The organism is Streptomyces sp. CNT372 (assembly GCF_000377145.1).
The window spans coordinates 219,541-243,386 of the sequence record NZ_KB897784.1 but is presented as its reverse complement, the minus strand read 5'-3'; the positions used below and the strand labels follow the sequence as shown (position 1 = coordinate 243,386).

Below are 23,846 nucleotides of genomic sequence, written 5' to 3'. Positions count from 1 at the left end.
TCATGGCTACCAACACCGCCGCCAAGACGGGGCCGGTGTGGGACTGGGCGGCCGGTCACGGACCCGTGACCGGCGCCCTGTCCGCCACCACCGGAGCCCTCGCCGTCGCCGCGACCGGCGCCGCCACCGCCATGCCCCCCGGCTGGGCGCTGGCGGCCGGCGCTGCCGGAGCGATCGGCCACACCGTCACCAGCCTCCGCGACCGACTGGCCGCCCGCACCATCGGCATGCGGGCCGCCTCATGGCTCATCGGGGCCGGGTGGACCACCTGGGCCATGACCACCGGCCCGTTCACCTGGGCCGCGCTCGGCTCGCTCGCCACCCTCGGCGTCGGGATCGGCGCCGCCGCCCGCTCCACCCTCCTTCACGAGGAGGCCCGGGAGCTGGAGGCCATCGCCACTGCCGAACGACAGGTCGCCCGCGAGCTGTCCGCCGAACGCCGGGCCATCGCCGCCGAGTGGGTCGACCGCGTCCAGCGCGTCTGCGCCATCACCCTGCGGGTCCTCGCCGTGGAGATGTGGCCCACCGGCACCGGGTTCACGATCGACGCCGAACTCCCCCCGGGCGGGGTCACCTACGAGCGGATCGCGCAGGCGGCGCCGCAGCTGTCCGCCGACGCCCGTCTGCCGCACGGCTGCACCGCGACCGCCTCCCAGGGCATCAACCAGGGACGCGTCCTCATCGACGTCACCACAGTGAACGTCCTGGCCGGTGAGATCGAGTACCCCACCGACTACAGCCCCCTGTCCCTCCACACCGGCCTGCCGTGGGGCGTCCGCCCGGACGGCCAGGAGGTGAGGGCCTACCTGCGCGAACAGTGCGCTCTGATCGTCGGCCCGACCGGCTCGGGCAAGACGAACTTCGTCCACGACGTCCTTGCCTCCTTCGCCCGCGCCACCGACATCCTGACCTGGGTCATCGACCTGAACGCCGGGTCCGCCGGCCTGCCGTGGGTCCGGCCCGCCCTCGCCGCCAACGGCGGTGCGGAGCCGGTGCGGCCGGGTATCGACTGGCTCGCCGCCTCCTACGAGGAAGCCATACTGATGCTCGACACCGCGATCGCGGTTGGCAAGCACCGCAAGGTCGCCTATCAGGACCTCATGGCGAAGGCGAACACCGACCTGCTGCCCATCTCCGCGCAGATCCCGCAGATCATGGTGGTGATCGATGAGGGTGCCGAGATCCTGGCGAGCAACGACCCCAAGATGCGCAAGCTCGCGGCGAGGATTCTGGAGGTCATCCGCCTGCTGCGGGCGATGGGTCTGCGCACCGTGCTGACCGCGCTCGGCGCCACCGGATCTGTGCTGGGCAACCTGATGATCCGCCGTGAGGCCAAGACCCGCGTCTGCCTGACCGGCGGCGAGGTCGAAGGCATGGACCTGTCCAAGGTGTTCCCCGGCTCACGCGGCCTGAAGGTCACCCAGGCCCCCTACAAGGGCGCCGGTTTCATGGGCACCCCGGAGTCCCCGGCCGGCCTGTTCAAGGCATGGCGGATCAAGCCCAACCAGATCGCCGACATCGTCCGCGCAACCAGCGCCCTCCACCCGCGCCTGGACGACGTCTCCGCCAAGGCCGCCGGCCCCGCCTACGCCCGACGCTGGGACGCCGACCGCATCGCCTGGATGAACGACGGCACCCCCACCCCCGACCAGCCCACGGACACGGCAAGCCCGACCGCGCCGACGCCCCGGACCGGCGGGCTGAACCTCTCCGCCCACCGCACCGAACAGCCCACCACCCCGGCAGACCCGGACGCCGACGCCCTCGCCGCTCAGTTCATGGCGCAGATCGACGCCCAGTTCGGCACCATCACCGAGCCCGACTCGAACGTGCCGAAGGAACGCGAGGAGCGGCCCGGGTTGAACCTGAGCGCGTTCCAGAACGGTCGGAACGAGGGCGCCGCCCACCAAGCCGCGCTCGACGTTCTCCTTGCCGCCGGCCCCGAGGGCACCGGAGCTTCGGCCATCGCCCGCGCGCTCGCCGACGAGCACGGCACAAACCGTCAGACGGTCGTCGGCTGGCTCAAGGAGTGGACCGAGCAAGGCATCACGGTCCGGATCGGGACCGGCACCAAGACCCGATACGTCCACCACCGTCACCACTCCGGCGACCCTGCCGAGGGGTGACCGGCACCGCTTGTCGCCCCCGCCCCAGGAAGGCCCTGGACGGCTTCCAGAGAGCCGGAAATGGCTTCTGACCTGGGAGACGACAAGCGACAAGACAAGACAAGCGACAAGCCGCACGACAAGCGACACGACAAGCAGGCCACCGGGCAGCAACCCACCTTCGGGGCGCTGCCCGGCCCGTTGAGAGGGGCACCTTGTGCACGAACCGACCGCGTACGAGATCACCACCCCCACCCCCTGGAACCCGCCCCCGGCCACCACCGACCGACCGGTGATCCTCCCCGCCGAGATCCCGCCCGGGGTCGACTGGGTCACCCTCCCCAATGGCGTGCGGACCCTGGCCTACACCCACCCCGCACCCCCGCACCAGATTCCGGTTACCGCCCCGCAGCCGATCCCGGCATGGGCCAAGACCACCGCCCTGCTCGCCCCGACCGTCGGCGGCGGGATCGCCGCGGCCGGCATCGGACTCTCCTACGCCGCCCCGGGACTCATCGCCATGAGCCACGCCCTGTGGTCCGCCGCTGCCCTCGTCGTCGCCGCCGTCATCGCCGTCCCCGTCCTGATCCGCACCGCCCGCCGCGCCACCGGCAACGAGACCGGCACGGGCGGGTCGACCACGCACATCACGCAGAACATCACCGCCACCGGCCTCTTCGGCCGCGCCAACGGCACCATCAACCACCGTTAGGAGAAACCGGCATGGCTGTCACCGTCTCCCTCGTCGTCCTTTTCGGCGTCTTGCTGTTCGTGATGCTGCGCGCGAGGAGCCTCGGGTTCGGGTCCGCGTTCGTCGCGGTGATGTTCGGCTTCTTCCTCGCCGCCACCGGCGCGGCCGAACCGATCCGCAGCATGGCCGCAGCCCTGGCCAGCGTCCTTCCCAGCCTGTGAACAGCCGAGGGCGGCCCCCGTCTCGCCAAAGTCCGGGGCCGCCCTCATCCACCCGTCCAACAGAACAGTGGAGGTCTCCAGCATGCCCCATAACCGCAAGTCCGCGCTGCTCGCCGCAGCGCTCGATGCCGCCGCCCGAGGGTGGCCGGTCCTGCCGCTGCGGCCCGGCGGCAAGCGCCCCGCGCTGCACGGCGAGAACGCCTGCACCCGCACCGGCCCGTGTGCCGGCGGGCATGTGAAGTGGGAGCAGCGCGCCACCACCGACCCCGACCGCATCCGCACCGCGTGGGCGGCGGGGCCGTTCAACGTCGGCATCGCGACCGGCCCCGCCGGACTCGTGGTCGTCGACCTGGACCAGCCCAAGACCAATGCGGACGCCCCTGGCGGGGCGACGACCTTTCGTGCGCTCTGCGAGCGCGCCGGGCAGGCGGTCCCAACCACCCGCCGCGTGCGGACCGCAACCGGGGGGACACACCTGTACTTCACCGCCCCGGCCGGTACCCGGCTCACCAACACGGCGGGCACCCTCGCCCCGCTGGTCGACACCCGCGCATGGGGCGGCTACGTCGTCGCCCCCGGCAGCACCACCCCCGCCGGAACCTACATCGTCGAAGACGACCGGCCCCCCGCCCCGCTCCCGGACTGGCTCCACACTCTCCTGACGCCCCGCCAGGCGTCTGCGGGACTGAGCATCGCACCGGCCGCCGTAAGCGCCTCTCGCGCCGCTGTGGCCGCGCTCACGGCCGAAACGGCCGCCGTCGCCGCCACGACCGAGGGCGGACGCAACGCGCGGCTGCTGGCCGGGGCGCGGGCACTCGGGCGGTTCGTCGCGTGGGGCGACCTCCCCCGGCACGTGGTGGAGGAGGCGTTTCAGGGGGCGGGCGAGGCTGCGGGACTGGCGCCGGCAGAGTGCCGCGCCACCATCCGCAGCGCCCTGAACTGGTCCATCCGCACCGCCCGGCCCCGGACGGGGGCCGCATGAGCAACCCGCCCCGCCCCGCCCTGAAAAGCCTCCCCGGGCTCCACGTCCGGATGGCCGCCCGCCCACCGGCCACCCACTGGGTCTGCGCCTGCGGGCACCACGAACGCGCGCTCGGCGAGGAAGCCGTGACCGAACTGACCGGCCGCGTACGCGTAGGCCACTGCCCGCACACCGCCGCCGAACAGACCGCCCCGGCGGCCGTAGGCGGCCCATGGGTCGCCGCCCGTCAGGGCGTCCGCACAGTCACTGACCTCCACCTGCCCACCCCCACCGCCACCAAGGCGGACAGGAGGACCGCCGCATGACCAGCAACAACCCGCCCGCGTCGTCCATCGACGGGGCCGCGCTGCTCGACGAGGTCGAGCACTTCCACCGCCGGTTCAACGTCTTCCCCACTCAGGCCGCCTACGTCGCGGTCGCCCTGTGGGACGCGCACGCCCATCTGCTCGACTCCTTCGACTCCACACCCCGCCTCGCGTTCCTCTCCCCCGAACCGGGTTCGGGCAAGTCCCGTGCGCTGGAGATCGTGGAAACCCTCGTGCCGCAGCCGATGGTGGCGGTAAACGCCTCCCCGGCCGCGCTGTTCCGGGCCGTATCCGGGACAGAGGGGCGGCCGACGATCCTCTTTGACGAGATCGACACTGTGTTCGGCCCCAAGGCCGGGGACAACGAGGAACTGCGCGGCTTCCTGAACGCCGGACACCGGCGCTCCGGGGTCACCTACCGCTGCGTCGGGGACGGCTCGAACCAGAGCGTGCAGCCCTTCCCCTCCTACTGCGCCGTCGCGGTCGCCGGTCTCGGCTCGCTGCCGGACACGATCCTGACCCGCTCCGTCATCATCCGCATGCGCCGCCGGGCCCCCAACGAGCACGTCCAGCCCTACCGGCAGCGCCGCGACGAGAAGGAAGGGCACGCGCTGCGGGACCGGCTCGCCCGCTGGGCCGACCAGGTGCGCGAGCCCCTGACCGGGGCATGGCCCGAGATGCCAGAAGGCGTCACCGACCGGCCGGCCGACGTGTGGGAACCCCTGCTCGCCGTCGCGGACGCCGCCGGGGGCGACTGGCCCGACCGTGCCCGCGCCGCCTGCCTGGAACTGGTCACCGCCGCCGCGCAGGACGACGAATCCTCGCTAGGCATCCGGCTGCTGACCGACCTGCGCGACACCGTGTTCTGCGGCATCGACCGCATGCCCACCGCCGCGATCATCGAGTGCCTGACCGCGATGGACGACGCCCCGTGGGTCGACATGGGCGGCAAACCCCTCACGCCGCGCGGACTCGGACGGCTGCTCAGCGGCTACATGACGTCGGCCAACCGGCCCGTCAAAGCCCGGCCCATCCGCACCCCCGGCGGCACCGTCCCGCGCGGCTACTACGCCGAGGACCTGGCCGACGCCTGGGCCCGCTACTGCCCCCCGGCCCCCGGAGAGTCCGCTACATCCGCTACATCTGCTACAGCCCAGGTCAGCGGGGGTGAATCCGTAGCAGAAGAGATCCCCGGAATCTGCTACACGACCCCGCAATCCGCTACGCCCGGCGCGGCAATCGCCGCCCCGTAGCAGCAGCTATCTGCTACATCTCGCGCATCTGCTACACGAAACAGGCCCCTGACCTGCGGTGTAGCAGATGTAGCGGATGTAGCGGATCTGAGAGACCGGGGCTGGGCCCCTGAACGTCCCGCGCCACGAAGGAGAGTCAGCCACATGGACACGGCCCCTGCCGCCTCCACACCGCAACGCCGCCTACACCGCGTGGAAGCCGCCGCGGAGGCGCTCGGCGTGAAGCGTTCAACCGCCTACGAGGAGATTCGCCTTGGGCGACTCCGCACGGTCCGAGTCGGTCGTCGTCGCCTCGTACCCACGGAGTACATCGACGAGTACGTCGAACTCCTCAAGCGAGAAGCAGCCGCAGCCGCCTGACAGACAGCTCACCACCCCTGTGGGGCCATGCCGACGCCGGCATGGCCCCACACCCCTTTGGAAGGCACAGATGACCGACGTAGGGCGCCGAAGCAAAGCGGGGAACGGAGAAGACTCGATCTACTGGGACAAGTCGAAGCAGCGCTTCATCGGTGCCGTGTCACTCGGCTACACCCCAGCAGGCAAGCGGAACCGGCCCAAGGTGTCCGGGAAGACCAAGACTGAAGTACGGCGCAAGCTCCGCGAACTGAAAAAGGACCTCGAAGCCGGAGTGAAGGCGCCTGCCAACTACAGCGTTGCTCAAGCCGTGGACGACTGGTTCTCTCAAGGACTCAAGGGACGTGCTGATAGCAGCGTCGAGACCTATCGAATCCTCGCGGACAGGCACATCATCACGGAACTGGGCAGGGGCAAGCTACGGGACCTTGAGGCCGACGATGTCGACGAGTGGCTTGACACGAAGTCCGAGATGCTGGCGAGCCAGTCGCTGAAGATGCTGCTCTCTATCCTCCGACGCTCGATCGCCCACGCGCAGCGCAGGGGAAAGGCCGTGCGCAATGTTGCTGACTGGGTCGAGGTGCCTGAGGGTCGGCCTGGTCGCCCCAGCAAGTCGTTGAGCCTTGAGCAGGCAGAGGCCGTGCTGCGAGCGCAGGCAGGTACCTGGATCCATGCCTATGTAGTCCTTTCCCTTCTGGTCGGGGTCCGTCCAGAGGAGGCGCGCCCGCTCACGTGGGCCCACGTGCACACACGCCCGTCCAGAGGCGCCAGACCGCACGTCGATGTCTGGCGGTCGGTGCGGCGGCATGGCGACACGAAGACTAGGAAGAGCCGCCGCTCGCTCGCCATGCCGGCGCAAGCAGCCTCCGTGATGGAAGCTCATCGCGTCAGGCAACGGATGGAGAGGGAGGCTGCTGGCCGCACGTGGGAGGAAGATGGCCTGGTCTTCCCATCAGACACCGGTGATGTCCGGACAGCGCTGAACGTCCGGCGCAACTTCCGTGTGCTGCTGGGCGAGGCTGGCTTCAAGGATGCCCATGCATGGACGACTCGGGAGCTCAGAACGAGCTTTGTGTCTCTGCTTTCGGACCACGGCATCCCGATCGAAGTGATTGCTCGCGTCGTAGGCCACAGCGGAACCAACACGACAGAGACCGTCTACCGTAAGCAACTTCGCCCGGTGGTGACCGAGGGAGCTGAAGCCATGGACGACATCTTCAAGCCGACCAAGCCGAATCAGTAGCCGCGCTCCCTCTCTCGGGGCGGTGGCTCCCGAATTGGCTCCCCCGGGGACTGCGTGCTGCGACCACCCACCCTTTCACCTGCCCATACGTGATGGGGGAGGGGGTCGTAGCCTTACGGTCCCTTTAAGGCGCGGCTAAGCGGGCACTGAGGATGAGGCGTCCGGGCCTGCCCGGCCGCACTGCGATCGCGGCGGCCCAAGGCCGGGTGCGCTCCGTGGCCGAGCCGCCTCCGACCGGGTGCACCCCGTGTCCGTGCCGCCTACGGCCGGGTGCACCCCGTGTCCGTGCCGCCTACGGTGGAAGAGACCCGACCGCGACGACGCGCAGGAGCCAGCATGGCCGGTGAGATCTCCTTCTTCGAGCTGGGGGTGGGCGACCCCGAGCGGGCCCGCGCCTTCTACGGGGGACTGTTCGGCTGGGTCTTCGAGGCAGGGGCGACCGAGGGCGGGGGGTACGCGATCCGGACCGAGGGGCCGTCCGGCGGGGTGCACGGGGAGGATCCCGGGGCGCGGCCGTATGTGTTCTTCCGGGTCGACGACATGGACGCCGCCCTCTCCCGGGTCCGCGAACTCGGCGGGCGGGTCGACGAGACCGAGCTCGGCGGGGACGAGGAGACCGTGGCCCGCTTCGGCCGGTTCCTGATCTGCGAGGACGACCAGGGCTCGGCGTTCGGGCTGCACCAGCCGCCCGCCGCCTGAGACAGCCGGGGGACGGGCGGCCTCAGCCGAGCGCCTGAGACAGCCGGGGCTCGGACGGCCTCAGCCGACCCGCCGGTAGCGCCGCTCCGGGCGCCCCGTCCCCCCGTACCGCAGGGTGACCTCCGCACGGCCCGTGTCCACGAAGTACTCCAGATAGCGGCGGGTGCTCACCCGGGACAGGGAGCCCGCCTCCGCGCACTCCGAGGCCGACAGATCGCCCGGGTGCTCCCGCAGGATGCGTTCCACCAGCTCGGCCGTGTGCGGCGCCAGCCCCTTCGGCAGCTCGCGCGACCCCGGCGGACGCGTGCCGAAGATCTGGTCCACGTCCTCCTGGCGTGCCTCGTCCAGCCGTGCCAGCCGTGACCGCAGCGAGGCCACGTGCCGCAGCTGCTCCCGCAGCGCCGCCTGGTTGAACGGCTTGATCAGATAGTGCAGCGCCCCCGCCCGCAGCGCGGAGCGCACCACCGCCGCGTCCCGGGCCGCCGTGATGAACAGGGCGTCCGCGCTCACCCGCCTGGGATCGGCCGCCTCCGCCGCGCGCAGCTCGCGCAGCACGGCGATGCCGTCCATGTCCGGCAGGTACACGTCGAGCAGCACCAGATCCGGCCGCAGCCGCTCGGCGGCGCGCAGCGCCTCCGCGCCGCTGTGCGCCACGCCCACGACCGAGAAGCCCTCCGTCTGGGACACATAGCGGCTGTGGAGCTTGGCGACCATGAAGTCGTCGTCCACCACCAGCACGTTCGTCACGCCGACACGGTAGGGCGCGACCACAAGGACCACAACGTCCGTTGATTGCGGAAGGGAGACAGCTTGTTCACACGCGGGCAACATGTGGGCCACCTCACAGGCGGCCGCGCGGGTGTGTTCCCGGCGGCCGGCACCCCCAGGTCACACCCACCCATCGCTCACGAGAGGCGTGCCCGTGCGTTTGCGCACCCCTATCGCCCTGCTCGGGGCCGCACTGCTGGTGCTCCTCGTGCCCCCGCTGCTCACCTCGGGCAGCGGGGCCGACACCGGCACGCAGATCCCCGGGCTGCGCTTCATGGTCCCCAACACCCCCGGCGGCGGTTACGACATCACCGCCCGCACCGCCGCCAAGAACGCCGAGGACGCCGGGCTCACACACGGCGTCGAGGTCTTCAACCTGCCGGGCGCCGGCGGCACCGTCGGCCTGTCCCGCCTCGTCGGCGAACGGGGCAACGGCAAGCTGGCCATGTCCATGGGCCTCGGTGTGGTGGGCGCCGTCCACACCAACAAGGCGCCCAGCACCCTCGCGGACACCACCCCGATCGCCCGGCTCACCGAGGAGCCCGACATCGTGGTCGTCTCCAAGGACTCCCCGTACCGGACGATCGGCGAACTGCTCGACGCCTGGCGGAAGAACCCGGGCAAGCTCCCCGTCGGCGGCGGCTCCTCGCCCGGCGGCCCCGACCACCTGGCGCCCATGCTGATGGCCCAGGCGGCCGGGATCGCCCCCCGGTCCGTCAACTACGTCCCCTTCGACGGCGGCGGCGAACTCCTCGCCTCGATCCTCGGCGACAAGGTCGCCTTCGGGGTCTCCGGCGTCGGCGAGTACCTCGACCAAATCCGCTCCGGCGAACTGCGGCTGCTGGCCGTCACCGGACCGGAGCGGGTGCCCGGCCTCGACGCGCCCACCCTGCGCGAGGCGGGCCTGGACACCGAGTTCACCAACTGGCGCGGCATCGTCGCCCCGCCCGGTCTCACCGCCGCCGAACGCGACAAGCTCATCGCCCTCGTGACCGCCCTGCACGAGACGGAGGAGTGGCGGGAGTCGATGAAGCGGAACGGCTGGGACGACGCGTTTCTGGCGGGCGACGCGTTCGGCGACTTCCTCGCCGAACAGGACCGCAGCGTGGACCAGGTGCTGAAGGAGCTGGGACTGTGACGACGACCCCCGGGCCCGAGCCCAGGCCCACACCCGAGCCCCGGCCCGCTCACGACCCCACCCCCGAGCCCCGGCCCGCCCACGCGCCCACGCCGGACGCGTCCGCCGGTCCCGCCGACGGGCCGGGCGGCCCGCGCCGGTCCTGGCTGCGCGAGCACTCCGAGCTGGGCGTCGGCCTGCTGCTGGCCCTCATCGGCGTCCTCGTCCTCACCGACGCGCTCACCATGGACGTCGACATCGCCCAGCGCGGCCCCGTCGGCCCCCGCACCGTGCCGGTCGTCGTCGGCCTCGGCCTGCTCCTCGTCGCCGCGCTGCTCACCGTCGACGTGCTCCGCGGCGGACGCGGGGAGTCGGAGGGTGGCGAGGACGTCGACCTCGACGAGCCGAGCGACTGGCGCACCGTCCTGCTCCTCGCCGGTGTCTTCCTGGGCTTCGCCGTGCTCGTCGGGCCCGTGGGCTTCCCCGTCGCCGGCGCCCTGCTCTTCTGGGGCGCGGCCTTCGCCCTCGGCAGCCGGCGCCCCGACCGTGACCCGCTGATCGCGGCCGTCCTCGCGGTCGTCACCTACGCCGTCTTCAACAACCTGCTCGGAGTGCCCCTGCCGGGCGGCCCGCTGATGGGAGTGCTGTAGCGATGGACTCTCTCAACTCCCTCATCGACGGGTTCGGCACCGCGCTCACCCCGACGAACCTGCTCTGGGCCGCCGTCGGCGTGCTCCTGGGCACCGCGATCGGCGTCCTGCCCGGTATCGGCCCGGCGATGGCGGTGGCGCTGCTGCTGCCCGTCACCTACGGGCTCGACCCGACCGGCGCGTTCATCATGTTCGCGGGCATCTACTACGGCGCGATGTTCGGCGGCTCCACCACGTCCATCCTCCTCAACACCCCCGGTGAGAGCGCCGCCGTGGTCGCCGCGCTCGAAGGCAACCCGATGGCCAAGGCGGGGCGCGGCGCCCAGGCGCTCGCCGCCGCCGCGATCGGGCACTTCGCCGGCGGCATGGTCGGCACGATCCTGCTGGTGGCCCTCGCCCCGACCGTCGCCGACCTGGCCGTGGGCATCGGCGCCCCCGACTACCTGGCGATCATGGTGCTGGCGTTCATCGCGGTGACCTCGGTCCTGGGCTCCTCGCGCATCCGGGGGCTCGCCTCGCTGCTGATCGGCCTCACCATCGGGCTGGTCGGCCTGGACCAGATGACCGGTCAGTCCCGGCTCACCTTCGGGTCCCTGCACCTCGCGGACGGCGTCGACGTCGTCATCGTCGCCGTCGGCCTCTTCGCGATCGGCGAGGCGCTGTGGGTCGCGGCCCATCTGCGGCGCACGGCGGGGGAGGCGATACCGGTCGGCCGCCCGTGGCTGGCCCGCTCGGACCTCCGGCGCACCTGGAGGGCCTGGCTGCGGGGCCCGTTCATCGGCTTCCCGTTCGGCGCGATCCCGGCGGGTGGTGCGGAGATTCCCACCTTCCTGTCGTATGTGACGGAGAAGCGGCTGTCGAAGCACAAGGACGAGTTCGGGCGCGGCGCGATCGAGGGCGTGGCCGGGCCGGAGTCGGCGGCCTCCGCCTCCGCGGCCGGGACGCTGGTCTCGATGCTGACGCTCGGCCTGCCCACGACCGCCGTGGCCGCCGTGATGCTCGCCGCGTTCCAGCAGTACGGCATCCAGCCCGGCCCGCTCCTGTTCGAGCGGGAACCCGAGCTGGTGTGGGGTCTGATCGCCTCGCTCTTCGTGGGCATGGTGCTGCTGCTCGCTCTCAACCTGCCGCTGGCGCCGCTGTGGGCGAAGCTGCTGCGCATCCCGCGCCCGTATCTGTACGCGGGCATCCTCTTCTTCGCCGCGGTCGGCGCGTACGCGGTCGGCGGGGAGGCGCTGGACCTGGTGATTCTGCTGGTCATCGGCCTCATCGGGTTCGGTATGCGCCGGTACGGGCTGCCCGTGCTGCCGGCGGTCATCGGCGTCATCCTCGGCCCGGCCGCCGAACAGCAGCTCCGCCGTGCCCTCCAGATCAGCGACGGCAGCGTGACGGGGCTGGTGAACACGCCGTTCAGCCTCACCGTGTACACGATCGTCGTGCTGCTGCTGGCGTGGCCGCTGCTGCGGAGGCTGTTCGCGGGGCGGCGGGCGGACCGGGGCGCGGACCGGCGGGCGGGGGTGTCCTGACGGGCCGCGCGCGGCCCGGGGCCCGGCCCCGGGCCGCGCCCGCGCGTCAGCCGAGCAGGGTCGCGAGGCCCCCCGGCGAGCGGGCCTGCCGTTCCAGCTCGTCGAGGGCCCGCTCGGCCGCCTCCGCCGCGCCCGGGTCGCGCTCCCGCAGGCCGCTCGCGGCGAACTCGTCCTCGTCCAGGCGCAGTACGGCGGTTCCGTCGGCCGCCACCCACAGGTCGAGGTCGAGGTCCTCCACCACCACCGAACCGCCCTCGGTCACGGCGGGCCGGGTCACATCGCAGTACCAGCCCTTGAGGACGCCCGTGCCCGTGCGCACCTCCTTGACCGCGTACCACCGGTTCCGCCAGTAGTGCTCGGTGAAGACATCGCCCGGCTCGAAGCGCACGAAGCCGAAGTCCCGTACGCCCGGGGCCGCCCAGGGAGCACGCAGGACGAGATGGCCGCCGTCGTCGCGCACCACCGCGGCCGGGTAGCGGATCTTGGTGACCCCGGCCTTGACGAGGACGACCTCCCTGACGGGGCCGGACCCGGCACGGGGGCCGGGGTCAGACGAGGGAGCGGACATGCCGGACCTCCGAGGCGCAGACCCGGTAACCGAACCAGGTGTTGACCGCAAGCATCGGCCCGTTGTCCGCGTCGTTGCTGGTGTACGCGTCCCTGAGTCCGGCCGCGCGCGCCCGGCGGAGCGAGTCGCTCTTGGCGATCCTGGCGTAGCCCCTGCCCCGGTGGGCACGGACGGTGCCGGTCATACCGCTCCAGTAGCGGGTCTCCCGGTCGGTCAGGGCGGCGGTGAACGCGGCCACCTCGCCGCCCACGACGACCACACTGGACAGGGCGCGGTCGAGGAGGGGGTTCTCCCAGGTGTGCCGGATCCAGTCCGCGTAGTCGGAGAGGTCCGCGCCGACATCGCTGGGTTCGTCCGAGGTGGCCTCCGCGTCCGCGAGGAACATCGGACGGGGGTCGTCCTCGTACGCGGCGGCGGTGCGCAGTTCCGCGCCGGGCGGCAGGGCGGGCGGCTCGGGGAGCGTGCCCGAGGTCAGGTCCAGGTGCAGGAAGTGTGCCGGCCGGCGTGGCCGGTAGCCCCGCTTCCTGGCGAAGGCGCGGGAGGCGGGGGTGTCCTCCACCCAGGAGAACAGGGAGACCGCTCCCGCCGCCGCCAGATGCTCCTCGGCCCTGCGCAGCAGCAGCCCGCCCGCGCCGCGCCCCCGGTGCGCCGGGTCCACGACCGGATTGGCGAAGGAGAGCCCGGGCTCGGAGGCCTCGTACGCGACCCCGGCATTGGCCGCACCGACGATCTCGCCGTCCTCCTCGGCGACCAGCAGCCGGAACCTCTTGTCGGGGTGGGCCGTGCGGACGCTGAACGCCAGGGACTCCGGGGTGGTCACGTCGAACGGCAGAGCGGCCCGCCGCACCCGGGTCACGGCGGCGCCGTCCTCCGGGCGGAAGTCGCGCACGATGACAGTCATGGTGCCGGAGGCTATGTGGTCCGCCACCATGTCGCCTCCCAATATCCGGGTGGTCAGGTTCATGTGGTCAGGTTCAGGTAGTCGGGTCGGGGTGGTCGGGTCCGGGTGGTCGGGAGGGTGGGTGGAGCTGAGGCACAATCAGCCCGTGACCTTGAACCTCACCATCGACCCGGCCGCCGCCGAGGCCCCGTACGAGCAGGTCCGCGCCCAGATCGCCGAGCAGGCCCGCTCCGGCCTGCTCCCCGTGGGCCACCGCCTGCCGACCGTCCGTGCGCTGGCGGAGGAACTGGGTCTGGCGGCCAACACCGTCGCCAAGGCGTACCGGGCGCTGGAGACGGACGGAGTGGTCGAGACCCGCGGCCGCAACGGGACGGTCGTGGCCGCGGCGGGCGACGCGGCGGACCGCCAGGCCGCGAACGCCGCCGCGGTGTACGCGGCACAGGCGCGCCGGCTGGGTCTCACCCGGGCCGCGGCGCTGGCGGCGGTGCGGGAGGCGCTGCGCGCGGAGTACGGCGACCGGGGCTGACGGCCGCCCGGTCCGGCTGGTGTGCCGACCGCCCGAGCCGCCCGACCGGTGTGCGACCGGTCGGGGTGCCGCGCCCGCCCGTATACAGCCCGTCCGGGCCCACCTGCGCTTTCGATGTCCGAAACGCCGGACCAATACCGGATCTTCACGTTCATCACGGCATACGCTTCATCTCCCGAAAACCCGTCGGTAACACCTTCGGCGTGAACGCTTCCCGCCAAGTGCGCGCGTTGCTACGAAAGTTGAAGCAGAGACAGACCCTGCCAACTGGGAGGTTCCATGAAGCTGTCCCGTATCGCGGCACTCTCGTCCTCACTCCTCCTCGGCGCCGTCCTCGCTCTCACCGGAGCAACCGCCGCCCAGGCCGACTCCTCCGCCCAGGCCGTCGACTACGTGGCCCTCGGCGACTCCTACTCCTCCGGCGTCGGAGCCGGCAACTACATCGGATCCAGCGGCGACTGCAAGCGCACCAACCGCGCCTACCCCGCCCTGTGGGCCGCCGCCAACGCCCCCTCCTCCTTCGCCTTCACCGCCTGCTCGGGTGCGCGCACCAACGATGTGACGGCCAATCAGCTCGGTCCGCTGGGCTCCGGCACCGACCTCGTGTCCGTCACCGTCGGCGGCAACGACGCCGGCTTCGCGGACGTCATGACCACCTGCGTCCTCCAGTCCGAGTCGACCTGTATCAACCGGATCAACCAGGCCAAGGCGTACGTCGACTCGACCCTGCCCGGCCGGCTCGACACCGTCTACTCCGCGATCCGCGCCAAGGCGCCCTCGGCCCGGGTGGTCGTCCTCGGCTACCCCCGCTTCTACAAGCTGAACGGCAACTGCCTCGCCGGGCTGACCGAGAAGGAGCGGGCCGCGATCAACGGCGCGTCCGACCATCTCAACGCGGCCATCGCCAAGCGCGCGGCCGACCACGGGTACGCCTTCGGCAGCGTCGTCGGGACCTTCACCGGCCACGAGATCTGCTCGGGCTCGGCCTGGCTGCACAGCGTCAACTGGCTGAACATCGGCGAGTCGTACCACCCCACTGCGGCCGGACAGTCCGGCGGCTATCTCCCCGTCCTCAACGCCAACGACTGATCGCTCCCGCTGGCATCGCGACCCCCGCGCCGGCCCCCTCACCGGGGCCGGCGTCCGGCGTTTCCCGCATGGCTGCTGGGCGGGCGTCCAAATCTCGGTGGACGTCCGGCTCCTGGGCGGGCGTCAGCCGCCCGTCACCGTCCAGACCAGCGCGGCCACCGCCGCCAGCAGCGCCACCACGCCGAGGGCCAGCACCGCCACCGGGCTCAGGCGGCCAGCCGGGCCGCCCGCCCGCCGGCCGTCGTCCGCGGAGCCGCCCGGGTCCGGCGTGGGGCTCCCGTCACCTCGGCCTCCGCCGCCGCCTCCGCCCGTCGCCTCGGACTCGGTGCGCGGGGCCGGCGAGGAGGGGGCGTCCGTACCCGGGCCCGGTTCGGGGCGCCCGCCGCTCGAGGCCGCCAGGCGCAGCCGGTGCTCCGCGTCCGCCGCGGACATCCGGTCCGCCGGGTCCGGCCTCAGCAGTCCCCCGATCACCGGGCCCAGCGCCTCCGCCCGCTCCGGGACCCCGGCCCCGCCGTCAGGTGCCCGGCCCGTCACCGCGGTGTGCAGCAGCGCACCCAGCGACCACAGGTCCGCCGCCGCGCCGTTCGCCACCGCCTCCGGCCCGCCGCCCGGGTCCGCCGCGCCGAAGCCGGTGACCAGCACCCGGCCGTCGTTGGCGATCAGGACCTTGGACGGGCGGACGTCACCGTGCACCACACCCGCCGCGTGGGCGGCCCGCAGTCCCGCGAGCGCCTCCGCCCCGAGCTGCGCGGCCCGCCGGGGCGGGAGCGCGCCCTCCGCCTCCAGCACCTCCGAGAGGGCCAGCCCGCGCACGAGTTCCATCACGATCCACGGCCGGCCCTCGCCCGTGGCGACATCGTGCACGGCGACCACGTTGCGGTGCGCGACCCGTCCGGCCCGGCGGGCGGCGTCCTCCAGACGTGCGTAGTGCGAACGTGTGGCCGCGGTGTCGGGGCCCGCCGGTACGCGGATCTCCTTGACGGCCACGTCCCGGTCCAGCAGCTCGTCGCGGGCCAGCCACGCCACGCCCGTGCCGCCCTCGCCGAGCGGCCCGATCAGGCGGTAGCGCTCCGCAATCATCCGACCCGATCCCGGTGCCTCGCTCATGCCGTTCCCCTGCCCGAACCGTCGGCCGCAACACGGTGAAAACTCCTCCAATCTAGTTGAACTCACGGAGAAATGAACCTCTGTGACGCTGCGTCAGTAGTTTTCCGGCCGGACCTGCGGGGAACCGTTCCGTCAACTCGCCCCGGATGCACCCGTATTCGGAGAGTGACCGTCAACCTCCCTACGCGTGTGCTGAATCATGGAGGCGGGATACACGGGTGTCCCGTCGGGGCGCTAGGGTTAATCTGCCCGGGCCGGGTGTCTCGTACGGGTGGGGAGTGACATGGATCAGATAACAGTTCGCAGCAGGCCGCGGGTGCCTGCCATCACCTGCGGGAGCGGCGCGACCAGTTCGCGTCTCGACCGCCACCTCGCTGTGCTCGGCGGTCCCGCCGTGCCACAGGGCGAGGCCGCCGAAGCGACCCTGCTGATGCGCGAGCTGACCTCGCGCGAGGTGACGCACGGCGGACGCAGGAGCAAGAGCGCACGCGTCTCGCTGTTCGCGCCGCTTCGGCGGCTGCGCCGCTCGCTCTTCGGCAGCCGCCGCTGACCCACCCCTCTCCCGCGCTCGTCACCCGAGCACACCCGGCCGGCCTTCGCGCGCCGGTCGCGCGCCGTACGCCGGTGTGCGACCGGCGCGCACCCGGTTCCGGGGCCCGGCGCGCATGCCGGGCCCGCGCGCCCCAGCCCGCCCTCCTGTACGCCCGCGCACTCCGGCATTCGGCCGGACGCCGTACGCCCACTCCCGCGCCCCGCACCACCGGCCCGCGCCCCGCACCACCGCCCTGCACCACCTCCCGCGCCCCGCACCACCGGCCCGCGCCCCGCACCACCGCCCTGCACCACCTCCCGCGCCCCGCATCACCGGCTCACGCCGCCCCGCACGGGACGTGCTCCCGGCCGGACTCGTGGAGGCCGGGGCATCGTCGGCACGCCGCCCCGAACCGGACGTGCTCACGCGCCCGCCCGCCGGCCGGGCCGCGCGACGACGCTCCTCCGGCGGGCCGCCCGGCCCGCCCGCGCGTCCTGCCACTGCGAACGTCCAAACTCCAACGCCACGGCTCCAACGCCCCGGGAACGCCCCAGCCTCAGCGCCCCGGCGGCGGCCCGCCCGCAGGAACACCCGCTGAGACAGCCGCGCCCCGGGCCGGCCCTCGCACACCCCCGCACGCCCCCGGCCTGCACTCGTCGTGCCCGCCGCGCCGCCCCCGGCGGCCCGCGCCGCCGATCAGGCGACCACCCCGTCCCGGCGCAGCGCGGCCGCTTCCTCTGCCGTCGTCCCCAGCGCCCGCAGCAGGGCGTCCGTGTGCTCGCCGAGCGCGGGAACCGCCCCCATCAGTGCCGGGGGCCCGCCCGGCAGGGTGATCGGGGGGAGCAGCGCCCGCAGCGGCCCGGCCGGTGAGCCGATCTCGCGCCACCGGTCGCGGGCCGCGAGCTGCGGATGCGCGGCCACGTCCCGCACGGTGTTGATCCGCGCGCACGCGATGCCCGCCGCCTCCAGCCGGCCGACCGCCTCCGCCGCGCTCAGCACTGCCAGCGCCCCGGCCACCACGGCATCCGTCCGCTCCCGGTTCGCCGTGCGTGCCGCGTTCGTCGCGAAGTCGGGGTCGTGGGCCAGTTCCGGCCGCTCCAGCACCTGTTCGGCCAGCCGCCGCCACTCGCGGTCGTTCTGCACGGAGAGCAGCACCCGCCCGCCGCCGGCCGTCGCGTACCCGTCGTACGGGGCGATCACCGCGTGCGCCAGCCCGGTCCGGCGCGGGGGCTCGCCGCCGTGCATCCCGTGGTGCAGCGGATGCCCCATCCACTCGGCCAGCGCCTCCAGCATCGAGACCTCCACCGGGCCGCCGCGGCCGGTGGCCGCGCGCCGCAGCAGCGCGGCCAGGACGCCGGAGAACGCGTACATCGCGGCGGCGATGTCGGCCGCCGGGATACCCGCCTTCACCGGCTCCTCGGGCGTTCCGGTCACCGAGACCAGGCCCGCCTCGCACTGGACGAGCATGTCGTAGGCCCGCTTGTGCGCGTACGGGCCGCCGGCCCCGTACCCGGAGATGTCCACGGCGACCAGCCGGGGGTGCCGGGCGCAGAGGGCGGCCGCGTCCAGCCCCAACCGCGCGGCCGCCCCCTGCGCCAGGTTCTGCACGAACACGTCCGCGTCCGCGACGAGCCGGTGCACGAGGTCCCGGCCGCGCGGGTCCTTCAGATCGACCGCGATCGACTCCTTGCCCCGGTTGCACCACACGAAGTGCGAGGCCAGACCCCGCGCGGCGGTGTCGTACCCCCGCGCGAAGTCCCCGCCGTCCGGCCGCTCCACCTTGATCACCCGCGCCCCCAGGTCGGCGAGCTGCCGTGTGGCGAACGGCGCGGACACGGCCTGCTCGACGGCGACGACAGTGACGCCGTCGAGGGGGAGGGGCTGCTGATCATCGTCCATGGGGTCTGCTTACCGCGCGGGCCGGGGGCCTGTCACCCCCCGGATCCCCCTGGGTTCCGGCCGGTTTCCGCTACGCGACGGCCGTTCCCTCCAGCTCCACCAGCTGGCCCGGGATCGCCAGCCTGGTCACCCCCAGCATCGTGGTGGCCGGTGCCGCCCCGGCGGCGCCCAGCCGCCCCGCCAGCCCGCCGTAGTGCCGGAACAGCAGGTCCACGTCGGTGGTGTAGACGGTGAGGCGGACGAGGTTCACGAGCGACATGCCGGCCTCGGCGAGCACCGCCTCCAGGTTCTCGGTGCTCAGCGCCAGCTGCGCCGCCATGTCGCCCTCGTGCAGGGGCTTGCCGTCCTCGCTCATCGCCGTCTGGCCCGAGAGGTACAGGGTCCGGGTGTGGCCGGAGACCAGTTCGCCCTGGTTGAACCCCAGCTCCACCGACCAGCCGACCGGGTTGACCGCCGTCCGTTCCACCGCCGTGTCCGTCCCCGTCGTGCGCTTCACCGCCGTGTCCTTCCCCGTCGTGCGCTTCGCTGTTCGTTCCATCGCGCCGTCAGCTCCTTCGGCTCGTCGTCGGACGTACCGGGCCGGGGGCGGCGCGCGGGGCGCCGGTTTCGACCTCGTGCCGACGAGCCTGCCGGTCATTCATGACACCCTCCGTCATGTATGGGACGCGGACTCCGTAGAGTTCCCGCCATGCGCGCGGACCGGCTGGTCTCCCTGGTGCTCCTGCTGCGCCGGCACGGCCGGCTGACCGCGGACACCCTCGCCCGCGAGCTGGGGGTCTCCACACGCACCGTGCTGCGCGACATCGAGGCACTGTCCACGGCCGGCGTCCCGGTCTACGCCGAACGCGGCCGGTACGGCGGGTTCGCGCTGCTGCCCGGCTTCCGGACCGAGCTCACCGGGCTGAACCACGACGAGGCCCTCGCGGTGCTGACCGCCGGATCGGCGCGCGGCGAGCAGGTGTTCGGCCTCGGCCCGGCGCTCGCCTCGGCCCTGCGGAAGGTGGCCGACGCGCTGCCCGAGGGACACCGGACCACCGCGAGCGACGCGGCCCGGCGCTTCCTCGTCGAGCCGGAGACCGACCTGCTCGCCCGCCGGCAGGTCAGGGACGAGGTGCCCCACGCCACGATGGCCGTGGTCCGCCGCGCGGTGCTCGCGGGGCACAAGCTGCGCATCCACTACGCGGCCACGGGCCGGGCCCCGCAGTGGCGCACGGTGGACCCGATCGGCCTGGTCACCGTCCGCGACCGCGCCTACCTCCTGGCCACGCGATCCGGCGCGGACCGCACCTACCGGCTCTCACGCGTCCTGACCGCCGAGGAAGTCCCTGAACCGGCCCTGCGCCCCGACCGGGTCGACCTCGACCGGATCTGGCGCGAGCGCTCCGCCCGCTTCCTCTCCGACGGCGACCACCTCACCGCCCTGCTCCTGCTGGACCCGGCCCGCCGCGAAGAACTGCTCGACACCGCCCTCGCCGTCCGCGCGCAGGAACCCGCCGAGGACGGCCGCCTCCGCCTGGAGGTCACCTTCCAGGACGCCCGCCACGCGGAGTGGGCCCTGTGGCAACTCGGCCTGGACGCGGAGGCCCTGACCCCACTCTCCCTGCGCACCGCCCTCCGGGCCCGGGGAGCCGCGATGGCCGCGCGTTACGGGGAGCCGTCCCGGGAGTGAGGGGCATCAGGAGGTGTCCGGCGGATCGGGGCCGGACACCTCCTACACCAGCGTCAGCTGACCCCCCGGCCCCTCCTCCTCCGGGTCGAGGACCGAGGCCGGGCGCCGGGAGGCCGGGGGCGCGGGCAGGACGCCCGCCGTGCGGAGGTCGGTGGCCGTCAGGGGAGGGGCGGTGGCCAACGCGGCCGCGCCGGGCCCGAGTTCGGCGAGCAGGGCCAGGACGGTGATCAGTTCCAGCAGCTCCGAGGTCCACTCCTGCGGCCAGGACTCCGGTCGCAGGGACGCCAGGGTGCCCGGCTCGGCCGGGGCGGTGCGGCGGGCGAACCACTGGCCCAGGACGCGGACACCGCCCGCCTCGGCCTCCCAGGCCGCCGCCGGGACGGGGGAGACGCGGCCGGTCGGGCCGATGAGCAGGGTCTCGTCGGCCGCGTCGTAGGACAGGGCGTCCGGGCGGGCCGGGATCGCCGCGCGGACGTACGGGCGGCGGCCGCCCGGGAGTTTCGGGCGCGGCAGGCCGTGTGCCCCGCGGAGCTGGACCTCCACCAGTCGGCGGCCCAGCGCCACGCCCTCCTCCCAGGCGGCCGGGTCCGCGGTGAGCGGGACCGCGCAGCCATGAGGTGTGGCGTGCGCCGCCGCGGTGATCCAGCAGAGCACGTCGCGTGCCGTGACGGGGAGCCCGTAGCGGTCCGCGAGATGCCCGGTGAGACCGGGTGCGAGGTTGGGCTCCAGGCCGCCGGGCCTGCGGTACAGCGGCCGGATCCGGCCCGGCCGCCCCGCCGGGGAACGCCCGTCGGGCAGGTGTGCGGTGACCGTCAGCGCGGGGCCGCCGGCCCGGGGGACCTGCCCCTGCTCGACGGCGAAGAGCTGGTGCGTCGCGTCGAGGACCCGCCACAACTCGGGCCGGGCCGCGTCGATCAGCCGGCTGTCCGGGAGGAGCCACTGCTCGTCGTACGCGCCGTGCAGCACCCGGACCGGCTCCGGGCAGCGGCCCGTCTCATGGGCGATGGGCCCGGTCCCGGCCGCCCGCTGCCCCGGCAGCCGCGCCACCGTGCTCCGCGGCCCCCGGGACCGGCTGACCTCGAACAGCGCCTCCCGCGCCGCCTCGTCCCCGGCCCCGAGCAGCGCGTCCCACCGCCGCCGCAAGGAGCCGGCGTCCGGAGCCATCACCCAGCCCCGCCCCAGCCGCAGGGGCGCGACCGACCACGGCATCAGCTCGTCGAGCAGCGGCGCGTCCGCGAGAAGGGCGTTCCCGGCGTCCCCGGCGGCTCCGGGGTCCCCGGGGTCCGGCCCGGTGGTGTGGTCGGTGCGTGCGGTGGTCACCGTCCGCATGCTAGTGGCGCGACGGTGACCGCGGGGGGCCCGCCCGGCGGTGGCCGGGGCCACGCCTCAGTCCGCCGCGTCCACCGTCACCGAGAAGGAGAACCGGTCCCCCCGGTACCGGATCCGGGCCACGTCCACGACCAGGCCCTCCTCGTCGTAGGTGACGCCCGTGTAGTGCAGGATCGGGCTCAGCAGCGGGACGCCGAGGAGTTCCGCGGTCTCCGGGTCCGCGAGGCGGGCCTCGACCGTGTCCGTGATGCGGCTGATGCGCACGCCGAGGACGTCCCGGAGGACCTTGGTCATCGGCCAGCGCTCCAGGTCCGTCACGTCCACCCGGGCCGCCAGGTCCGGGCCGAGCGCGTTCTCCGCCCAGTTCGTCGGCTCGCCGCTGTCGCCGTCGCGGCGCAGCCGCCGGAAGACGACCACCTCGTCCAGGCCGGGGAAGTGCTCGGCCAGGTCGGCGGGCACGGGACGCGGGCCGTGCCCGAGGACCGTGGTCCGCTCGCCCGACTGCTGGGCCACGATCGCGTCGATGGAGCCCAGCAGCCGCCGGGGCGCACTCGGCCGCGCCCCCGGCTCGATGAAGGTGCCCCGGCGGCGGTGCCGGCTGATCAGCCCCTCCTCCTCAAGCTCCTTGAGCGCCTGCCGCATGGTCAGCACGCTCACGCCGTAGTGCTGCGCGAGCTGCTCCTCGGTCGGCAGCCGCAGGGACGCCTCGGGGGCCCGGCCCAGTATCGAGGCGCGCAGCGACTGCGAGACCTGGTACCACAGCGGGAGCTTGCGGTTCAGGACCAGCGAGTCGGGGGCGAAGGAGGAGGGGGAGGAGGTCACGGCGTCTCCGTACGGGACGGTTCTCGGCTATGGCTGATACGGCGGGCTGCCACGACCGGCCACGGCTGTTCGGTTCCGCCGGGGCGAGAGACCGGCTACGGCCGGAAGTGGCGTTCGAAACCCTGCCACACGTTGTCGTACCCCTCCTGCAGATGGGCCGCCCCGGCCGCCTGTGCGGTGGCGGTCAGGGGCCACCGGGTCTCGAACATGAACGCCAGCCCGTCGTCGACCTTCTGCGGCTTCAGCTCGGCCGCGCTCGCCTTCTCGAAGGTGTCCCGGTCCGGGCCGTGCGCCGACATCATGTTGTGCAGCGAGCCGCCGCCCGGCACGAAGCCCTCGGCCTTGGCGTCGTACGCGCCGTCGATCAGGCCCATGTACTCGCTCATCACGTTCCGGTGGAAGTACGGCGGACGGAAGGTGTCCTCGCCCACCAGCCAGCGCGGCGCGAAGACCACGAAGTCGACCCCGGCCAGCCCCGGGGTGTCGGACGGCGAGGTGAGCACGGTGAAGATGGACGGGTCCGGGTGGTCGTACGAGATCGTGCCGATGACGTTGAAGCGGCGCAGGTCGTACACGTACGGGACATGGTTGCCGTGCCAGGCGACGACGTCCAGGGGCGAGTGGTCGTACGTCGCCGTCCAGAGGTTGCCGCAGAACTTGTTGACCACCTCGACCGGGCCCTCCACGTCCTCGTACGCGGCGGTCGGGGCCAGAAAGTCCCGGGCGTTCGCGAGGCCGTTGGCGCCGATCGGGCCGAGGTCGGGCAGCTCGAACGGCTGCCCGTAGTTCTCGCAGACGTAGCCGCGGGCCGTGTCGTCGAGGAGCTCGACGCGGAAGCGGACCCCGCGCGGGATCAGCGCGACCTCGCCCGGGCGGGCCGGCAGCAGGCCCAGCTCCGTCACCAGCAGCAGCCCGCCGTGCTCGGGCACGATCAGCAGTTCGCCGTCGGAGTTCCCGAACACCCGGTCCGTCATGGCGGCGTTGGCATGGTAGAGGTGCACGGCCATACCGGTGCGCTGCGCCGCGTCGCCGTTGCCGCCGAGGGTCCACAGACCGGCCAGCCAGTCGGTGCCGGGCGCGGGCTGCGGCAGCGGGTTCCAGCGCAGGCGGTTGGGGTCGGGGACGGTCTCGGTGAAGGGAGCCGTCCGCAGGGCGCCGTTGTCCGTGCGGACGTACGCGGGGTGCGCGGCCGAGGGGCGGATGCGGTACAGCCAGGAGCGCCGGTTGTGCGCCCGGGGCTCGGTGAACGCGCTGCCGCTGAGCTGCTCCGCGTAGAGCCCGAGGGGGGCGCGCTGGGGGGAGTTGCGCCCGAGCGGGAGGGCCCCGGGGACCGCCTCGGAGCTGTGCTCGTTGCCGAATCCGGAGGAGAAGGACTCCGGGGTCAGTCCTGCCACGATCTTCCGCGCCTGTTCGCTGCCGCTCATCGCCCGCTCCTGTGCCGTGTGCCGGGCGGGCCGGGCGGCCCGCACGTGGAACGCCTGCCGCGGGTG

25 protein-coding genes are annotated in these 23,846 nt (G+C 73.3%); 16 read left to right on the top strand and 9 right to left on the bottom strand.

Translation table 11 applies throughout. The features are described 5' to 3' along the window. Window positions 1–2: 2 nt before the first annotated feature. The 9 genes from C593_RS0120025 to C593_RS0119990 all read left to right on the top strand — a co-directional run bounded on the left by C593_RS0120025 (window position 3) and on the right by C593_RS0119990 (window position 7,856). On the top strand, window positions 3–2,126 hold the full coding sequence (locus tag C593_RS0120025; protein WP_018849089.1) for a hypothetical protein: 2,124 nt from the start codon (window positions 3–5) through the stop codon (window positions 2,124–2,126). A gap of 196 nt (window positions 2,127–2,322) precedes the next feature. Next, window positions 2,323–2,817: a hypothetical protein gene (locus C593_RS0120020; protein ID WP_018849088.1), complete on the top strand. Its 495-nt coding sequence runs from the start codon at window positions 2,323–2,325 to the stop codon at window positions 2,815–2,817. Window positions 2,818–2,828: 11 nt separating this feature from the next. Further along, window positions 2,829–3,017, top strand: a complete 189-nt coding sequence (locus C593_RS0120015) for a hypothetical protein (RefSeq protein WP_018849087.1) — start codon at window positions 2,829–2,831, stop codon at window positions 3,015–3,017. 82 nt (window positions 3,018–3,099) lie between these two features. Continuing rightward, on the top strand, window positions 3,100–3,999 hold the full coding sequence (locus C593_RS0120010) for a bifunctional DNA primase/polymerase (protein ID WP_018849086.1): 900 nt from the start codon (window positions 3,100–3,102) through the stop codon (window positions 3,997–3,999). Next, the gene (locus C593_RS30050; protein ID WP_018849085.1) at window positions 3,996–4,304 is read left to right on the top strand and encodes a hypothetical protein; all 309 of its coding nucleotides are present in this window, start codon (window positions 3,996–3,998) and stop codon (window positions 4,302–4,304) included. Before C593_RS0120010 ends, C593_RS30050 begins: the two co-directional genes overlap by 4 nt. Beyond that, the gene (locus C593_RS0120000) at window positions 4,301–5,557 is read left to right on the top strand and encodes a DUF3631 domain-containing protein (protein WP_018849084.1); all 1,257 of its coding nucleotides are present in this window, start codon (window positions 4,301–4,303) and stop codon (window positions 5,555–5,557) included. The genes C593_RS30050 and C593_RS0120000 overlap by 4 nt, the downstream gene beginning before the upstream one ends. A 144-nt stretch (window positions 5,558–5,701) precedes the next feature. Further along, the gene (locus C593_RS31875) at window positions 5,702–5,917 is read left to right on the top strand and encodes an excisionase family DNA-binding protein (protein WP_078521679.1); all 216 of its coding nucleotides are present in this window, start codon (window positions 5,702–5,704) and stop codon (window positions 5,915–5,917) included. 70 nt (window positions 5,918–5,987) lie between these two features. Beyond that, the gene (locus C593_RS0119995) at window positions 5,988–7,157 is read left to right on the top strand and encodes a tyrosine-type recombinase/integrase (RefSeq protein ID WP_026277876.1); all 1,170 of its coding nucleotides are present in this window, start codon (window positions 5,988–5,990) and stop codon (window positions 7,155–7,157) included. 336 nt (window positions 7,158–7,493) lie between these two features. Then, the gene (locus tag C593_RS0119990) at window positions 7,494–7,856 is read left to right on the top strand and encodes a VOC family protein (protein WP_018849082.1); all 363 of its coding nucleotides are present in this window, start codon (window positions 7,494–7,496) and stop codon (window positions 7,854–7,856) included. A gap of 60 nt (window positions 7,857–7,916) precedes the next feature. Here the strand turns inward: C593_RS0119990 and C593_RS0119985 are convergent, their stop codons facing one another. Beyond that, window positions 7,917–8,594 carry a response regulator gene (locus tag C593_RS0119985; protein WP_078521685.1) on the bottom strand — a complete coding sequence of 226 codons (678 nt, stop codon included), beginning with the start codon at window positions 8,592–8,594 and terminating at the stop codon, window positions 7,917–7,919. Window positions 8,595–8,778: 184 nt separating this feature from the next. On the opposite strand from C593_RS0119985, the gene C593_RS0119980 reads away from it, so the two are divergent. Genes C593_RS0119980 through C593_RS0119970 form a run of 3 tightly spaced genes read left to right on the top strand, consistent with a single transcriptional unit; the run spans window position 8,779 to window position 11,914 of the window. After that, the gene (locus C593_RS0119980) at window positions 8,779–9,762 is read left to right on the top strand and encodes a tripartite tricarboxylate transporter substrate binding protein (protein WP_026277874.1); all 984 of its coding nucleotides are present in this window, start codon (window positions 8,779–8,781) and stop codon (window positions 9,760–9,762) included. Continuing rightward, window positions 9,759–10,391 (top strand): tripartite tricarboxylate transporter TctB family protein, encoded by a 633-nt coding sequence (locus C593_RS0119975; RefSeq protein WP_018849079.1) that lies wholly within the window; start codon window positions 9,759–9,761, stop codon window positions 10,389–10,391. Before C593_RS0119980 ends, C593_RS0119975 begins: the two co-directional genes overlap by 4 nt. 2 nt (window positions 10,392–10,393) lie before the next feature. Further along, a complete protein-coding gene (locus tag C593_RS0119970; RefSeq protein ID WP_018849078.1) occupies window positions 10,394–11,914 on the top strand; it encodes a tripartite tricarboxylate transporter permease in 1,521 nt (506 codons plus the stop codon). A gap of 46 nt (window positions 11,915–11,960) precedes the next feature. On the opposite strand, the gene C593_RS0119965 is transcribed toward C593_RS0119970, so the two are convergent. Next, window positions 11,961–12,482, bottom strand: coding sequence for a ribonuclease FAU-1 family protein (locus C593_RS0119965; RefSeq protein WP_018849077.1), 522 nt, complete (start codon window positions 12,480–12,482; stop codon window positions 11,961–11,963). Beyond that, window positions 12,463–13,383, bottom strand: coding sequence for a GNAT family N-acetyltransferase (locus C593_RS0119960; protein WP_026277873.1), 921 nt, complete (start codon window positions 13,381–13,383; stop codon window positions 12,463–12,465). Before C593_RS0119960 ends, C593_RS0119965 begins: the two co-directional genes overlap by 20 nt. 145 nt (window positions 13,384–13,528) lie before the next feature. On the opposite strand from C593_RS0119960, the gene C593_RS0119955 reads away from it, so the two are divergent. Next, a complete protein-coding gene (locus C593_RS0119955; protein ID WP_026277872.1) occupies window positions 13,529–13,909 on the top strand; it encodes a GntR family transcriptional regulator in 381 nt (126 codons plus the stop codon). A 279-nt stretch (window positions 13,910–14,188) separates the two neighbouring features. After that, entirely contained in the window at window positions 14,189–14,998 is an 810-nt protein-coding gene (locus C593_RS0119950; RefSeq protein WP_018849074.1) for an SGNH/GDSL hydrolase family protein, read from the top strand. Between the two features lie 123 nt (window positions 14,999–15,121). Here the strand turns inward: C593_RS0119950 and C593_RS30045 are convergent, their stop codons facing one another. Then, on the bottom strand, window positions 15,122–16,105 hold the full coding sequence (locus C593_RS30045) for a serine/threonine-protein kinase (RefSeq protein ID WP_078521675.1): 984 nt from the start codon (window positions 16,103–16,105) through the stop codon (window positions 15,122–15,124). A 283-nt stretch (window positions 16,106–16,388) separates the two neighbouring features. Here C593_RS30045 and C593_RS0119940 point away from each other — a divergent pair, with 283 nt between their 5' ends. After that, window positions 16,389–16,655, top strand: a complete 267-nt coding sequence (locus C593_RS0119940) for a hypothetical protein (RefSeq protein ID WP_026277871.1) — start codon at window positions 16,389–16,391, stop codon at window positions 16,653–16,655. A 678-nt stretch (window positions 16,656–17,333) separates the two neighbouring features. Here C593_RS0119940 and C593_RS0119935 read toward each other — a convergent pair. Next, complete coding sequence (locus C593_RS0119935; RefSeq protein ID WP_018849071.1) at window positions 17,334–18,536, bottom strand: CaiB/BaiF CoA transferase family protein; 1,203 nt, start codon at window positions 18,534–18,536, stop codon at window positions 17,334–17,336. A gap of 70 nt (window positions 18,537–18,606) precedes the next feature. Next, window positions 18,607–19,002, bottom strand: a complete 396-nt coding sequence (locus C593_RS0119930; RefSeq protein WP_026277870.1) for a RidA family protein — start codon at window positions 19,000–19,002, stop codon at window positions 18,607–18,609. 222 nt (window positions 19,003–19,224) lie between these two features. Here C593_RS0119930 and C593_RS0119925 point away from each other — a divergent pair, with 222 nt between their 5' ends. Next, window positions 19,225–20,205 (top strand): HTH domain-containing protein, encoded by a 981-nt coding sequence (locus C593_RS0119925; RefSeq protein WP_018849069.1) that lies wholly within the window; start codon window positions 19,225–19,227, stop codon window positions 20,203–20,205. 42 nt (window positions 20,206–20,247) lie between these two features. Here the strand turns inward: C593_RS0119925 and C593_RS0119920 are convergent, their stop codons facing one another. The 3 genes from C593_RS0119920 to hmgA form a co-directional block, all read right to left on the bottom strand. Then, window positions 20,248–21,534 (bottom strand): type ISP restriction/modification enzyme, encoded by a 1,287-nt coding sequence (locus C593_RS0119920; protein WP_018849068.1) that lies wholly within the window; start codon window positions 21,532–21,534, stop codon window positions 20,248–20,250. A 57-nt stretch (window positions 21,535–21,591) separates the two neighbouring features. Next, entirely contained in the window at window positions 21,592–22,356 is a 765-nt protein-coding gene (locus C593_RS0119915; RefSeq protein ID WP_018849067.1) for a GntR family transcriptional regulator, read from the bottom strand. Between the two features lie 95 nt (window positions 22,357–22,451). Next, window positions 22,452–23,780, bottom strand: coding sequence for a homogentisate 1,2-dioxygenase (gene hmgA / locus C593_RS0119910; RefSeq protein ID WP_018849066.1), 1,329 nt, complete (start codon window positions 23,778–23,780; stop codon window positions 22,452–22,454). Window positions 23,781–23,846: the final 66 nt, after the last annotated feature.